The organism is Gillisia xinjiangensis, assembly GCF_046298265.1.
In the GTDB taxonomy this organism is placed as follows: domain Bacteria; phylum Bacteroidota; class Bacteroidia; order Flavobacteriales; family Flavobacteriaceae; genus Gillisia; species Gillisia xinjiangensis.
In genome coordinates this window covers 36,289-51,882 of sequence record NZ_JBKAHK010000009.1, presented here as the reverse complement: position 1 = coordinate 51,882, position 15,594 = coordinate 36,289, and the positions used below count along the sequence as shown (strand labels likewise).

General features: G+C 37.9%; 12 protein-coding genes. All 12 read right to left on the bottom strand.

Annotated elements, in window-relative coordinates; translation table 11 throughout:
- Positions 1–4: 4 nt before the first annotated feature.
- The gene (locus ACKGJN_RS14320; RefSeq protein WP_409540235.1) at positions 5–1,021 is read right to left on the bottom strand and encodes a DUF368 domain-containing protein; all 1,017 of its coding nucleotides are present in this window, start codon (positions 1,019–1,021) and stop codon (positions 5–7) included.
- Positions 999–1,946 carry a polyprenyl-phosphate transporter gene (locus ACKGJN_RS14315; RefSeq protein WP_409540333.1) on the bottom strand — a complete coding sequence of 316 codons (948 nt, stop codon included), beginning with the start codon at positions 1,944–1,946 and terminating at the stop codon, positions 999–1,001. Before ACKGJN_RS14315 ends, ACKGJN_RS14320 begins: the two co-directional genes overlap by 23 nt.
- 37 nt (positions 1,947–1,983) lie before the next feature.
- Positions 1,984–3,381 (bottom strand): tetratricopeptide repeat protein, encoded by a 1,398-nt coding sequence (locus ACKGJN_RS14310; protein ID WP_409540234.1) that lies wholly within the window; start codon positions 3,379–3,381, stop codon positions 1,984–1,986.
- Between the two features lie 110 nt (positions 3,382–3,491).
- On the bottom strand, positions 3,492–4,670 hold the full coding sequence (locus tag ACKGJN_RS14305) for an aspartate aminotransferase family protein (protein WP_409540233.1): 1,179 nt from the start codon (positions 4,668–4,670) through the stop codon (positions 3,492–3,494).
- Entirely contained in the window at positions 4,667–6,445 is a 1,779-nt protein-coding gene (locus ACKGJN_RS14300; protein WP_409540232.1) for an OstA-like protein, read from the bottom strand. Before ACKGJN_RS14300 ends, ACKGJN_RS14305 begins: the two co-directional genes overlap by 4 nt.
- A 337-nt stretch (positions 6,446–6,782) precedes the next feature.
- Positions 6,783–8,054, bottom strand: coding sequence for an adenylosuccinate synthase (locus tag ACKGJN_RS14295; RefSeq protein WP_409540231.1), 1,272 nt, complete (start codon positions 8,052–8,054; stop codon positions 6,783–6,785).
- A 6-nt stretch (positions 8,055–8,060) separates the two neighbouring features.
- Positions 8,061–8,519 (bottom strand): Fur family transcriptional regulator, encoded by a 459-nt coding sequence (locus tag ACKGJN_RS14290; RefSeq protein WP_409540230.1) that lies wholly within the window; start codon positions 8,517–8,519, stop codon positions 8,061–8,063.
- 28 nt (positions 8,520–8,547) lie between these two features.
- Entirely contained in the window at positions 8,548–10,755 is a 2,208-nt protein-coding gene (locus tag ACKGJN_RS14285) for a RelA/SpoT family protein (RefSeq protein ID WP_409540229.1), read from the bottom strand.
- Positions 10,756–10,797: 42 nt separating this feature from the next.
- Positions 10,798–12,030, bottom strand: a complete 1,233-nt coding sequence (locus ACKGJN_RS14280) for a M48 family metallopeptidase (RefSeq protein WP_409540228.1) — start codon at positions 12,028–12,030, stop codon at positions 10,798–10,800.
- A gap of 31 nt (positions 12,031–12,061) precedes the next feature.
- Complete coding sequence (locus ACKGJN_RS14275) at positions 12,062–13,204, bottom strand: DEAD/DEAH box helicase (protein WP_409540227.1); 1,143 nt, start codon at positions 13,202–13,204, stop codon at positions 12,062–12,064.
- Between the two features lie 139 nt (positions 13,205–13,343).
- Positions 13,344–14,147 carry a TrmH family RNA methyltransferase gene (locus tag ACKGJN_RS14270; protein WP_409540226.1) on the bottom strand — a complete coding sequence of 268 codons (804 nt, stop codon included), beginning with the start codon at positions 14,145–14,147 and terminating at the stop codon, positions 13,344–13,346.
- A 118-nt stretch (positions 14,148–14,265) separates the two neighbouring features.
- Complete coding sequence (locus ACKGJN_RS14265) at positions 14,266–15,591, bottom strand: amidohydrolase family protein (protein ID WP_409540225.1); 1,326 nt, start codon at positions 15,589–15,591, stop codon at positions 14,266–14,268.
- Positions 15,592–15,594 lie beyond the last annotated feature (3 nt).

Below are 15,594 nucleotides of genomic sequence, written 5' to 3'. Positions count from 1 at the left end.
CATTTCATACTGTTTTATTTCTATTTTCGTACCAGGCGAGGCCTAATACTATAAATATTCCCAAGAGGATAAAAACCAACGCCATCCAGGTTTCAGAAACAGCGAAATCGGGAAAGTAACGGTCGTAATTATCAAGGATTTGATTTCCTTTTATATCGATAAGGATTTCTCCTTCGGCATTTGTTTTATATATTTTTTCTTTCCAGGGCCATACAACACCAAGTGAACCGGCAATAAAACCGATTATTACTGCATAGGTTTCCTTTTTAAATTTCTTTAGCACATATCCCAGTAAATGGGAGAGCGATACCAAACCAACCAATGATCCTAAGGAAAAAACCATTAAAACCTGTAACAAGCGCATCTGCCCATCGTTGTCTAAAAAAGAGAAATCCAGCAGGACCACTTGGGCAATAGTGTCAAAAAGAGCATTTACGGAATCTACAAGGAGAAGGACATAATTCCCAAATAAAATGAGGATAAAAGAGCCAGAAAGTCCTGGGAGGGTCATTCCGGAAACTCCCACTATGCCGCAGAAAAACACAAACCACAGGTTGTCATTCTCTCTTGCAGGTTCCAGGAAACTAATGCTTATTCCGGCGATTACTCCTGCCACAACATAAAGAACCAGTTTTTTTGACCAATCGTCAAATTCACGGAAGATATAATAAATTGAACCTATGATCATTCCAAAGAAAGATGCCCAAACATATAATTCATAATGGAGAATTAGATAATCCAGCAATTTGGAAACACTAAAGTAGCTTATAACCATTCCAAGGATAAGCAATCCAAGAAATTTCCCGTTGGTATAGGCGTAGAGCGTTTTAAATCTTCCATTGATAAGAAGTTTAAAAGCTTTGAAATTTATTTTTTGAAGGGAGTAGATAAATTCTTCGTAAAACCCTGCTACAAATGCAACAACCCCACCGGATACTCCGGGAACTTTATTGGCAGCACCCATGGCTAAGCCCTTAAGTACTAAAAATACTTTATCACTAAAGGTCCGGGTTTGTTGCATTCTGTTGAATAGGTTTTTGATTTGCGACGCGCTCTAATATAAGGATTAATAAAAAACCAGAAAGCATTAATATTATTGCAGGAAACAAGTAGGCATTCCCTTCAAAATTCCAGGGTAAAACAGAAGCCTCCTTAATTATCACAATTTTTTCTCCATACTGCTCGGTTTCCAGAACTTTCTTCCATGGCCATATTTTATTGAGCGAACCGGCTATAAAACCTGTAAGAACGGCGAGGGTGATATTGCTGTAATGTTTAAACAACCATTTTAGGATATGGGAAAATGATAACAGACCAAAAACAGCACCCAGGACAACTATTCCAAGTGTTTTAATATCAAAATTCTGTGCAGCTTCCGTAATTGTTTTATAAGCACCTAAAAGCACTAAAATAAATGCTCCTGAAATTCCAGGCAAAATCATTGCGCAAACGGCAATTGCTCCGGCAATAAAGAGAAACCAGTAACTGCTTGTTGATTCTGAAGGAGCAAGTGATACGATAAAATATGCAAATGCTGCTCCGGCAATAAGTGCAGCGATCATTTTAAAATTCCATTTGGGGATTTGCCTGGCTACAAACCAGACACTTGCCAGAATAAGGCCGAAAAAAAATGACCAGATCAAAACCGGATGTTCCTCCAATAAGTAATTGGTAAGGCGCATCAACGTAAAAATACTAATTAAAATACCGGTAAAAAGGGCAAGGATAAAGGATCCGTTTAACTTTTTCCACATTGCTTTAAACCCCTCTTTTTTCCAGGTTTTGAACAACGAAAGGTTTACTCCGCTTATAGTAGCAATAAGTTCCTGATAAATCCCTGTTATAAAAGCTATGGTTCCCCCGGAAACACCAGGTACAACATCTGCTGCACCCATGGCCATTCCTTTTAAGGTGATTGTGAAGTATTCCCTGAAAGTTCTTTGCATTACCTGAATAAATATTTTGGGCAAAGGTAAATAATTATCAGGAGGTCTTCAGGTAAGCGTTAATCATTTCTTTAACACTTTTTCTGCAGAAAATCTTCGGAAAAAGTTCTTCAATTATGATATAATATTCGGCATCTATTTTAAGGCCGTTATTTAAATGGAAATAACCTTTATCACCTTCATTTAAATTAAAATATAAACCAGCAAGCCGGTATTCGATTTCAGCTGTTTCAGGATAAAATCCAACCGCTTGAATCAAATTTTGTATTGCAGATTCAAACTCGCCAAGATTGATAAGAATATCACAACGGCGTATCCAGGTTTCCAGTTCATAATTTCCCAGATCGATTGTTTTTTGATAGCCACGTTCGGCCTCTTCAAAAAATCCTAATCTGTTGCTTATCTTGGCATAACGCTTCCAGTAAAGTACGTTTTCCTCATCAATGGCAATAGCTTTATTTATAAAATACAAAGCCTTCTGGAAATTTTTCTTTTTGTAATAAAAATCGGTGATTGCTATCCAGCCTTTATCCAATAGCGGATCTTCCTGTACTGTTTTTGAATAATGTTCCAAAGCCAGTTCATCCTCCCCTAATTTTTCAAAACATTTTCCAATTCTAAGAAATGCGAAGGAAGTTGGATCATCCAGGTCCAGGGTGATTTTATAATTTTCTATAGCTTCATGAAAACGGCCTAATTTCTCAAGGACTTTTCCTTTTTCAAGGTAGGCTCCAATAAAATAATCATCGCTGATTATAGCAAAATCGAAAGCCGTTAATGCTTTTTCCAGGTCTTTCAGGTCAAAATATTGTTTTCCTATTTGATGCCAGGCGACTTCACAATATGGGTTTTTGTCCAAAAACATATTCAGGAACTCAATAGCTTCTGTTTTTTGTTCTAAAAAGTCAAAGCAATACATGATATTATATAAGGAGGAATAATCTTCTTCATCTGCTTCAAGACATTTCATGAAACTGAATTTCGCATTCTCGAAATCTTCCATAAAAAGGTATTCCATGCCAAGTAATGAATACACATCGGCTTCATCCATGGAGATTTCCAATGCGAGTTCCAGCATTTCGATCGCTTTTTCGTGATCGTCTCTTTTGGAGAAAATATTGGCTTTCTGAATATAAATTTCTTCATTGGAAGATTCCAGGTCGTAAAGCTCATTCAACAGGCCATCGGCAAGATCAAGTTTGTCTTCAAAAACCAGGATTTCAACCTTATAAAGTTTAAGGTTTGTAGAGGTAGGGTGTTGTGCCAATCCTAACTTCACCGCTTTTTTTGCCAAAGCAATTTTACCATTTTCTAAATAATGGTTAATAATATCCTCAAATTCTTCTGAATCAAAAAACAAAACATCATTTGTTTTTAGCATTGATTCAAACCGGGTAAGTGAGAAATTGTTTTCTTCGTTATGACTTAATAGCATACACTGGGGATTACGGGATTTCTACAGTTTTAAAGTTAACTTTGTTTTAGCGTTCAACTCTGTAGGAATCAATATTGTTTTTAACAAAGTAATGAACAAATTATGAAATATCACTTTATTTCATTGAGAACGTCAATAATAATGCCACATCCTTCTTTTATTTCTTCCATTGAAATGGTAAGCGGGGGTGTGATTCGCACGGCCTTTTTCTCAAATAGCAACCAAAAAAGGATCAATCCTCTATCCTGACATTTCAAGATAATTTCTGTTGCAATTTCTTCAGAAGGGGTTATTAGCGCAAGCATTAAACCTTTTCCTCTTATTTTATTTAATAACGGATGTACCAGCAATTCCCGAAAAAGCTTTTCTTTTTCAAGGCTCTCTGCCATAAGGTCAGATTGGGTGATTTCCTGAAGCGTAGCGAGCGCTGCCGCCGCAATTACTGCATTTCCTCCAAAAGTAGTAATATGTCCTAATTTTGGGTTATCCATCAAAAGGTCCATAACTTCTTCTGAAGCTGTAAAAGCACCAATTGGAAGTCCGCCGCCCATTCCTTTTCCTATAACCAGAATATCTGGTACAACCTGAAAATACTGAAATCCAAATAGTTTACCGGTGCGCCCAAATCCGGGTTGAATCTCATCCAGTATAAGTAATGCGCCCACTTCCACACACCTTGCTTTAACTTTTTCTAAGTAATTGTTTTCCGGAACGATAAATCCAGCGCCGCCCTGGATAGTTTCCAGTATCACGGCCGCCGTTTTATGGGTGATTCTTTTTAAATCTTCTCCTAAATTAAATTTGATAAAGGAAATATCTCCAATAAGAGGACGGAAAGGTTTCACCCGTTCTTCATAATCCATCAAACTGAGGGAACCCATGGTATTTCCATGATATGCATTTTTTGCCGCTATAAGTTCTGTTCTTCCCGTTGCTCTTCTCGCTAATTTCAAAGCACCTTCAATAGCTTCAGTTCCCGAATTAGTGAGGTATGTTTTATTTAGTTTTTCCGGAAGATGATGTGCAAGTAATTTGGTGTATTCCACCGCTGGTCCTTGTGCATATTCTCCATAAACCATCACGTGTAAATAGCTGTCCAACTGTTCTTTCACTGCATTCACTACCCTTGGATGACAATGCCCTAAGCTGCAGGCAGAAACTCCTGCTACAAAATCCAGGTATTTTTTTCCCTGAATTGAATAGATATAGGATCCTTTTGCATGTGAAATTTCCAAGGCCAACGGGTGTGGTGTTGTTTGAGCCTGGTATTTTAAAAAATCTTCTTTCAATTGCTTTTTGCTTTCTCTTTATCTTCCTTCAATAACTCTGGCTTGAATGTCTTTACAGGAACTTCAGTGCTATCCTTTTCCTTATCTTTTAGATCTTCAGGTTTTAATCGTGAATTTTCATTTAGCAGGGTTTCTCCAGAATTGCTGTCATCAAAGAAGTCGGTTTCTTCTTCAGGTAGAGGAATTCCTTTAATCTGTATCAGTTTTGGTGCAGGTTTGCCGGTGAATAAATCCTCTTTAGATAGTAACTGTTCGTCCCCCCGCCAGTTAAAACCGGCTAACTGTCTTGCATTTCGAGGAAATTCTTCGGGAGGGGTGAGCGTTCCGTCCACCTGTTTATAATAATAAATGTCCTGTATCTCCTGCTCCTGAAAAAGGATCTTTATTGAACTGGAAAGGGTTTTATTAATTCCAATTAATTCTGTGGCTTCATTACGCGTGTAATAAATTGTTTCGGTATTCTTTATAATATCCACCTGGTATAACTCATTATTGACAAATAAGCCTGTAAGTTTCTGACCTTTAATTTGATTGTAGCCTTCTATACTGTCCTTTTGAACAAGAAATGCGTTATTAAATACCTTTAAAGAATCGAGTTGCTCCGTTTCCGGATCGCTTAAGATATGAATGGTATCTCCGGTCATTTGATTATTTCCAGACCAAATTATCGGGCTTCTTCTTTTATCGATAGTTGAAACCGGACCTTTATTGATATTTATGAGCTTTGTAAGACCAGATTTTTGGTTGAGATATATGGAATCGCTTTTCCCACTCATATCGGTTTTAAACATTCGCACATCATAATATCCCCGGATGATTCTGTTTTCGGGTTTTCCCGTGATCATAATGGTGTCACTGTGAATAAATACAGAATCTTTATCCTGAAGGGTCGCTGCCAATGCTCTTTTTGTGATAAAAACAGAATCCTTATCCCGAAAAACTTCAGCATAGTGCCCGGTTATCACGCTTTTATTAAGTGTGTCTGTAACTTTTATATTATTTGTGCCTGATGCAAATGCATTACTTCGGTTAAAATAAAGACTGTCCCCCTGCAAAATCCTGTTCTCATAATCTATCCTGGAATTTTTGACGAAATAACCGGTGTCATTTCTGGTATCATAGAAACCGCGTTCACAATATACAGTGCTGGTTTCGCTTTCTATTGTGGTTGGGCCGTAGAGATACGCATGTCCGGTTTCGGAGTAAAAATCAAGTTGTTCTGAATTTATTACATATTCCGGATTGGTCACTTTTACCTTTGATAGAAAAGAATATTTATCATCCTCCATAAAATACCTGCCAACCCGGCTGGTTAAAACACTGGCAGAATCACGAACAGTACCACCGCTCCTGTAATAAGCCTGTTGTTTTACCCTGTCAAAAAACAAGGTGTCCGTTTCTAAGGAGGTTTGGGGGCGTGTCATTTTTACTTTTCCGCTGGCAAAGGCAAATTGCGTAGTTCCGTTATATTCGGCGTAATTGCTTTGCATGGTAACGGTATCTCCCTGCTGCATTCGTACATTTCCGTAGGCCTTGAAAAAATTATCCTGATCATAATGAATTGCCTGGTCACACCATATTTCAATTCCCTGGTGAATAAAATAAACCTGGTTGGTTACTTTACTCAAAATTATTGCTCCCGGATATTTGATCTCATCCTTAAGGGTGCGATCACTGGTATAATCTATTTTCTTGGTTTCCTGAGCATAGGAAGGAGCTACTCCGGCTATAACTAGAAAAAAGAATACTAATAAAGCTGCTGCTGAAACTTTCACAGGAATAAATTTGTTTCAAAAGTACTTAAAAGCCATTAAAGAACCTGTTTTTAAAAGGGAATTATAGATCGCGATTATACTTTTTTGAACTTTAAAATTATGGAAAGTACTAAAAACAGCTTAGTTTGGAATTTTTAAAAAATCCAATTAGGTATTGCAGGACTTTTTATTGTTTCGGTTAAAAACAACTTCGAGGCAAGCATACAAGATGTGACCCGATAATGCGGGCGGGAATACTTTTAAAAATTCGGGGCAGGCCCTCCTCAATGAGGGATTTAAAAACCCACTAAAGAAATTTCCTTAGCGGGTTTTTATTATTTTTGTAAACTTTTATAATTTATCTCTGGATCGTTTGTTTCCTGTCCGGACCAACCGAAATCACAGAAATTGGAACGTTTAGTTCTTTCTCCAAAAATTCGATATAATCTTGAAATTCTTTTGGGAATTGGGAGGCTTCCTTCATATTGGAAATATCTTCTTTCCATCCTTTCATCTCTGTAAATACAGGTGTAACATTTTCAGGTTCGATATTATATGGTAAATGCTTAATATTTTCTCCTTTATAATTGTAGGAAGTACATATTTTTAAGGTTTTAAATCCGCTTAATACATCTCCCTTGGTCATGATCAACTGTGTAATCCCATTGATTTGTACCGTATATTTCAATGCGACAAGATCTAACCAGCCACATCTTCGGGGTCTCCCTGTTGTAGCACCAACTTCATTACCAACCCGACTCATGGTTTTTCCATCCTCATCAAATAATTCCGTTGGAAAAGGTCCGCTTCCTACCCTTGTGGTGTAAGCTTTAAAAATCCCAAAGGAATCTCCTATTTTATTTGGAGCAATTCCTAAACCAGTACAGGCACCGGCCGCAGTTGTATTAGAGGAGGTAACATATGGATAGGTTCCAAAATCTATATCAAGTAAAGAACCCTGGGCACCTTCTGCAAGAATCGTTTTTCCATCCTCCTGGGCTCGCTGTAAATATTCTTCACTATCAATAAATGTTAAACCCTTTAAAACTTCAACAGCATTGAAAAATTCGTCTTCCAATTCGGCTAAATTATACTGCACATCTACATTGTAGAAGCTAATCATAGCCTGATGTTTGTCTGCCAGGATTCGGTATTTATCTTTCCAGCCTTCCAATTCGAGATCCCCAACTCTTAAACCGTTTCTTCCGGTTTTATCCATGTATGTTGGCCCAATTCCTTTTAGAGTAGAGCCTATTTTAGCCTTTCCTTTGGAAGCTTCAGAAGCTGCATCCAACAACCTGTGGGTAGGTAGAATTAAATGTGCCTTTCTTGAAATAAGAAGATTGGTTTTATAGTTTGTATTGTAGGGCTCCAGATTTTCCAGCTCTTTTTTAAAAATAACCGGGTCAATTACAACTCCATTACCAACAAGATTGATGGTTTCTTTGTGAAAAATTCCAGAAGGAATGGTATGAAGAACATGCTTGTGGCCATCAAATTCTAAAGTATGACCTGCGTTGGGCCCTCCCTGAAACCGTGCTATAATATTATAATTCTTGGTAAATACATCTACAATTTTACCTTTTCCCTCATCTCCCCATTGTAATCCAAGTAGTAAGTCTACTGCCATAAATAGTTAATTAGTTGGTTCTTTTTTAGTGCCGTAAAAATATAAAGAATGTTTAGAAACATCAATATTAAATACTTCTTCTATTGTTTGTTTTATGCTTTGTATCCTTGGATCGCAAAATTCTATCACTTCTCCTGTATCTGTGAGGATAATATGATCGTGCTGCCTGTCAAAATAGGATTTTTCATACTGGGATTGATTTTGCCCAAACTGATGTTTTCTTACCAGTCCACAAGCCAAAAGCAATTCTATGGTGTTGTAAAGCGTTGCCCTGCTAACCCGGTATTTCTTATTTTTCATTTTAATGTAGAGTGATTCTATATCAAAATGTTCCTCATGGTTATAAATTTCCTGAAGAATTGCAAATCTTTCAGGAGTTTTACGGTGCCCCTTATCCTCCAAAAATTTGGTGAAAACATTTTTGACGATTGCCTGGTCGTTTTTATTGGCTACTTTCTTGCTCATAATATTCCTTCCCCGCAAAGGTATTAGTTTATTCTCTTGAGACCTGATCTATCCCATTAATTTTTTTAAGATGTGTAATCAGGGTGTTTAAAATAGAATTGTTTTTTACAACCAGGGTTATTTTCCCGGTAAAAATTCCTGCAGAACTTTCAAAATTAATACTTCTCATATTAACGTTCATGCTGTTGGAAATTTCTCTTGTAATTTCACTTACCAATCCAAGATTATCTATCCCGGTTAGTTTGATTACCGCTTTAAAGTCCTGTTGTGATGAATCTATCCATTTAGCCTGAATGATCCTGTATGCATAATTGCTTTGAAACTGAATTGCATTGGGACAATCCTTTTTATGTACTTTAATACCTTCACTTACCGTTATGAACCCAAAAACATTATCCCCGGGGATTGGATTGCAACAATTTGCGAGTTTATAGTCCAGGACCTCTTCATTCGGACCAAAAACCAGTTGATCATATTTCGAAGAGAACTCTTCTTTATCAATATCTTCAGCAATAGATGGTTTTTTTATCTTGCTCTTAATATAACTAACAAAAGCATTGCTTCGGGAGGAGGTAAATTCCTTTAATTTAACATTGTCTATTTTTCCTGTTCCCACCCTATAGAAAAGGTCTAAGCTGGTTTTTAGTTTAAAATATACCACCAGTTCATTGATGATACTTTCATTAAAACTCAGTTTTTGAGACTTAAGTTTTCTGGCTAAAATTGCTTTTCCTTCTTCGGCAATCTCCTTTTTCTCGTCTTTTAAAGAGTTTTTAATTTTTGCCCTGGCCCTTGCAGTTGTAGCATAATCTAACCAGTTGGCATTAGGTTTTGCATTTTCTGAAGTAATGATCTCAATTTGATCTCCGTTTTTAAGCTCATGGCTTAAGGGTACAAGTTTGTTGTTTACTTTGGCACCTCTGGTATGCAAACCGATTTCTGTATGAATGCTGAAGGCAAAATCCAGGGGAGTAGAACCTTTGGGCAGGGATTTTAAATCTCCTTGTGGAGTAAACACAAATATTTCCTTTGCATACAGGTTTAATTTGAATTGCTCAACAAAATCTACGGCATTGGTTTCAGAATTCTCCAAAGCTTCCTGTAACCGGTTGAGCCATTCCTCCATGTTTTTCTCTTCCTGTTCCTCTCCATGTTTATATTTGTAATGGGCTGCATATCCTTTTTCGGCAAGTTCATTCATTCGCTCACTGCGTATTTGAACCTCTACCCATCTTCCTTTAGGTCCCATAACCGTGATGTGAAGTGCTTCATATCCGGTAGATTTAGGGGAGGAGATCCAGTCTCTTAACCGGATAGGGTTTGGCCGAAAATGATCGGTAACTATGGAATAGATCTTCCAGGCCAGGAATTTTTCATTGGCAAGATCACTTTTATAAATAATACGTACGGCAAACTTATCAAATACCTCATCGAATGTAATATTTTGAGCCTGCATTTTTTTTCGGATGGAAAAAATGGATTTGGGCCTGCCTTTTATTTCATATTCCAGATTTTCCTGATCCAGGGAATCTTTAATAACTTTCGTAAAGTCACGGATATATGCATCCTGTTCTTCCTTGCTTTCCCTTATCTTAGTAAGAATGTCATTATAAACATCCGGCTCTGTATATTTCAGGGCTAAATCTTCCAGTTCTGTCTTTATGCTGTAAAGCCCAATTCTGTGAGCAAGAGGGGCATAAATATAGAGTGTTTCTGAAGCGATTTTCACCTGTTTGTCTGGTTGCATGGAATCCATGGTTTGCATATTATGCAACCTGTCTGCAATCTTGATGATTATTACCCTTACATCATCATTTAGGGTAAGCAGCATTTTTCTGAAGTTTTCTGCCTGAAGGGAAACATCTTTATCTTTCTTTAAACTCGAAATTTTGGTAAGCCCATCAACGATTTTGGCAACCGTTTTACCGAACATTTCCTCGATTTCCTCAAGGGTGTAAAGGGTATCCTCTACAACATCGTGCAACAACGCAGCAACAATGGAAGTGGCATCCAAACCTATTTCTGAAGCAACTATTTTGGCTACCGCAATAGGGTGAAAAATATAAGCTTCCCCAGATTTTCTGCGTTGTGCTTTATGGGCATTTACAGCAGTATCAAAAGCCAGTCTTATAAGTTTTTTATCGTCATCAGAAAGGAACCGGTAACTTATGCGCAGCAACTCCTTATATTGGCGCGCAATATTTTTATTTTCCTTATCTATTTCAACTTCTGTCATGCTATAAAATTACGATTAAGATTGTAAACAAACAACTACAAACTAATCCTGAAGGTTTTTGTATCGTTGTAAAAGAGTAGGGTGAGAGTAGTGCATGAAAACATAAGCTTTGTGCGGAGTTAAGTTACTTAAGCTGGTTTTTGAAAGCTTTTTTAAACCCGATATTAAAGCATCTGCATTATAGCTGTTTTTGGCATAATCATCTGCCTGATATTCAAATTTTCGGGACAGGTAATTCATGAAAAGTCCTGTAACCTCCGAAATAGGACTATATAAAATCCCGAAGGCTATTAATCCTATGTGAAAACTCGGTTCCGAAACGCCTAATGCCTGTGATAATAATGGATTACCTACAAATAAGGAAAGCAGCCAGAGTGTAAATCCTGTTGTAAGGATGGAAGCAGTGATATTTGCAAAAACATGTTTTTTCTTATAGTGACCCACTTCATGAGCCAGCACGCTTACAATCTCCTCTTCCTCCAAATCATTGATAAGTGTGTCATAAAGCGTAATTCTTTTTTCTGAACCAAAGCCTGAAAAATATGCATTTGCCTTGGTGCTGCGTTTTGAACCGTCTATCACAAAAATATTATCGAGCTTGAAACCGACTTTTTCTGCATAGTTTTCAATCTTAGATCTTAAAGAACCTTCAGCTAAGGGAGTTTGTTTGTTGAACAACGGGACTATAAGCTTTGCATAGAACATGGTTACAAACAAGGTGAATACAGTTACAAGTATCCAGGCATACCACCAGAAATCTTTTTGCGTGATTTGATAAAACCAGGTAATAAGGGCCAAAATGGCACCACCCACAAGTACCATGAGTACCCAGGACTTTAGTTTGTCCAAAACGAAAGTTGCTTTGGAGGTTTTGTTAAAGCCATATTTTTCCTCGATCACAAAGGTGCTGTACCAGGAAAATGGAAGGGTAAGGAGATCACTTGCAAACATTATTATTCCGAAGAATATCAAAACGATAAGAATTGAATTTTCTGTAATACTTCGCGCGATGGAATCTACATAAGCAAACCCGTCAAAAAATAAAAATGCCAGCATCAATACCACTGAAAATGTGGAAGTGATCACGCCAAATCTATAGCGCTCTTTTTTGTATCGCTGGGATTTTTCATATTCTTTTTTATCATAAACATCCTGTAATTCCTTCGGAATTGGATCATCAAAATGCTTGGCATTGAGAGCATCAAGAACTTTGTCGATTATGAAATCGATAAGGATAATGAAAACGATTATATAAAATAAGGTTTGTGGATTCAAAATGATTGGTTGTTATAAATTAATGATGCTTTTAATAGCCGTGAAGTTCTATGGTTTTGCTGTCAATCATAGTAACCCATTTTCCCATCTTTTTTTGGACGATCTTAAAATGATGTTCTTCCTCAGGGGAAATAAAGGAGATGGCTTCTCCCGGCGATTCTGCGCGACCGGTTCTCCCTATTCGGTGAATATAATCCTTGGGAGATCGGGGCAATTCATAATTGATCACATAAGGCAAAAACTGAATGTCTATCCCACGCGAAATAAGATCGGTGGCAACCAAAACGCGAAGTTCCCCGGATTTGAACTTACTCAAAGCTTCAGACCTTGCTTTCTGGCTTTTTTTACTGTGAATTGCCTTGGCATCTATTCCGTTATTTCGCAGTTTATCGGCTACATTATCTGCTTTATACGTTGAAGATGTAAAAACCAATACCTGTTTTAAGTCGTTGTGTTTTATAAGATAGCGCAGGAGTTGCCCTTTCTTCTCGTCCGGCACAAAATAAGCAAGCTGGGTTATCAGGTCAATATGATCGCTTTCCGGTTCAATTTTAACAACCAGAGGATCGCGCAACAGGATCTGGTTGATGTTGGTAACATCTTCATTCAGGGTGGCAGAGAACAATAAATTTTGACGCTTTTTGGGCAAAAGTGCGAATATGCGGTTCATTTCTTCTTTGAACCCCAGATTCAGCATTTTATCCGCCTCATCCAGAACAAGGGTTTCGATATTGGATAATTTCACGGCATTAGATTCAACCAATTCCAATAACCTTCCGGGAGTAGCGACTAAAATATTGACACCCTGCAAAGCTTTCATTTGCGGATTAATTGCAACACCCCCAAAAACCGCCAGAGATTTTATTCGTTCCGGAAGCGCCGATCCGAACAACCGAAAAACTTCCCGTACCTGCATTGCCAATTCACGGGTTGGCACAAGAACCAAAACATTTACGTGCCTGTTTTTTGAAGCAGTATTGGCTCTTAAATTCATTAAAATCGGCAATACATACCCCGCGGTTTTTCCTGAGCCTGTTTGGGCAATTCCCAGGACATCCTTTCCATTTAAAATTGCAGGGATTACCTCCTTTTGAATGGGATATGGCTGGGTGTAATTTTGATCGGCCAATGCTTGTAATAAGGAAGGGGATATGCCTAAGGAAGAAAAATCCATGAGTGTATGTTCTTGTTATGGTTGAAAAAATTTCAAATTGTAAAGATAAGGGAAATCCAATCCTAAACATCAGTGCCAATTAACGAATCCCGAAACTACGATCCAAATGGATCTTGTTTTAAGGCTGGTTCTGAAGAAATCAAAACCCGCGTTGTCTTTTTGCTTCAAAAATCAGAATACCTGCAGCTACAGATACGTTCATGGAATCTATTTCTCCCTGCATGGGAATAATTATATTTTGATTGGAATTTTCAATCCATTCCTGGCTCAGGCCGATAGCTTCCGTGCCAACCACTATTGCGCAGGGAGTGGTGAAATCCATAGCGCTATAAATTTTGGAGGCCTGCAATGCAGCGGCATAAATAGCGATATTTTTATTCTTTAAAAACTTAATGATCTCTGAAGTGGTTCCGGTGGCAATTTTATTGCTAAAAACACAACCTACGCTCGATCTTATGATATTTGGGTTGAAAAGATCTGTTTTAGGATTTGCAACTAATACTGCGTCTACATTTGCAGCATCGGCAGTGCGAAAAAGCGCTCCGATATTTCCCGGTTTTTCGGGTGCTTCAGCCACGAGAATAAGTGGATTTTTGGACTCCAGCTGAAGGTTTTCAAGGCTTGTGTTTTTGGACTTAACAACCGCGATCAATCCTTCGGTGCTTCCGCGATACGCGATCTTGTTATAAACTTCAGCTGAAAGTTCTGTGATCTCCGGTTGATAAGAGGTATTTTTTAGCATTGCTAAAATTTGTACTTCATCAAATAATTCAGCACAAAAATAAATTTCTTCAATTTCAAAACCACCTTTAATCGCAAGGTTTATTTCCCGTATCCCTTCCACGACAAAAACACCTTCTTTTTTACGGGAACGTGACTTTTCCTGAAGCTGCAAAAGCCTTTTTACCGCCGGATTCTGAGCGCTTGAAATCTGTTTTATCATCCTGCTAAAATAAGCAGATAAGATGGGAAAAGGAACTGTAAAACCTATAAACTTAATAAGCTCGCCAGGAATGAAATTCTGGCGGGGTTAAAGGTGAAGATTCTCAAAATAACAGAATCTACTTTTCTATCTGATTTTCTTTCTGAGTCTTATATTTATTTGAATATCGGTGATATAATTCTGTTTGGTGACTTTCAAGGCTCACTTCCCGTCCCTGAATAAAGGCTTTCGTAATAATATTGCCCCTCATATCCAATGCATCTCCGTCGCTTATAAATAAGGTTGCATCTTTTCCCTGCTCCAGGGTTCCTACGAACTCATCGATTCCTAAAATTTTTGCGGTATTCGAAGTGATCAGTTTTAAAGCATCTTCTTTATCCATTCCATGTGCTGCCACGGTTCCTGCGTAAAAAGGCAAATTGCGTGTGTTCATTGTTTCCATTTGTCCGCTGCTTTCTAATCCTACTAAAATCCCGGCATTAAAAAGGGTTTTCGCCAGCTTATAGGAGGCATCATAATGATCTCCATCATTATTTGGAGTAAGATGTGGCCTTTGCGCTAATACAGCAATGTTATTTTCCTTCAGCTTATCGATCACTTTATGGGCATTATAAGCTCCCACCAGTACCAAATCCTTTAAATTTTGATCTTTTTTAAATTGAATGGCATCCAGAATCTCCTTTTCACCGTTTACGTGGATATAAACTTTCTTTTGTCCGGTGAAAACAGTTTCCATCGCTTTAAAAGGCAAATGAATCTCTTTTTGTTCTCCTGCCAAAAATGCTCTGGAATTATTAAAAAACTGAGTTAATTTTAAAACCTGATCGGCATATTCTTTATTCGGTTTCATCCCACGTTCTTCTCCTAACCACCAACGACCTCTTTTAAAACTATTTGGCCAGTTAATATGCAATCCATCATCGTTCTTTATCGCTGCATCTTCCCAGTTCCAGGCATCAAACTGAACGATGGACGAAGTACCGGAAACGGTCCCTCCCCGAGGAGTGATTTGTCCAATCAACACTCCGTTAGGCCTCATGCTTTCCACGATTTTACTTTCAGCATTATAGGCGATCAAACTCCTTAAATGAGGCAACATTTCTCCTATTTCATCTTCATCATCTGTCGCCCTTACGGCAGCGATCTCCACAAGTCCCAAGGTTGAATTTGGTGCGATAAAACCAGGATATACGTGCTTACCTTCAGCATTGATAATCTCTCCCCGATACTGCATTTTTGTGGTAAGCGCATCCATTACCTGGGTGATTTTCCCGTTTTCAAATATAATAAGGCTGTTCTCGATTACTTCTCCGTTGCCAAGATGTGCTTTTGCACCAACAATTGTAACCGCTTCTGATTGTTTGGGAGCAGGAGTTTGTTGGGCTGTTATATTTCCGGTAAAGGAAACGAGCATCATTATTATAACTATTCTATATATTTTCATTTT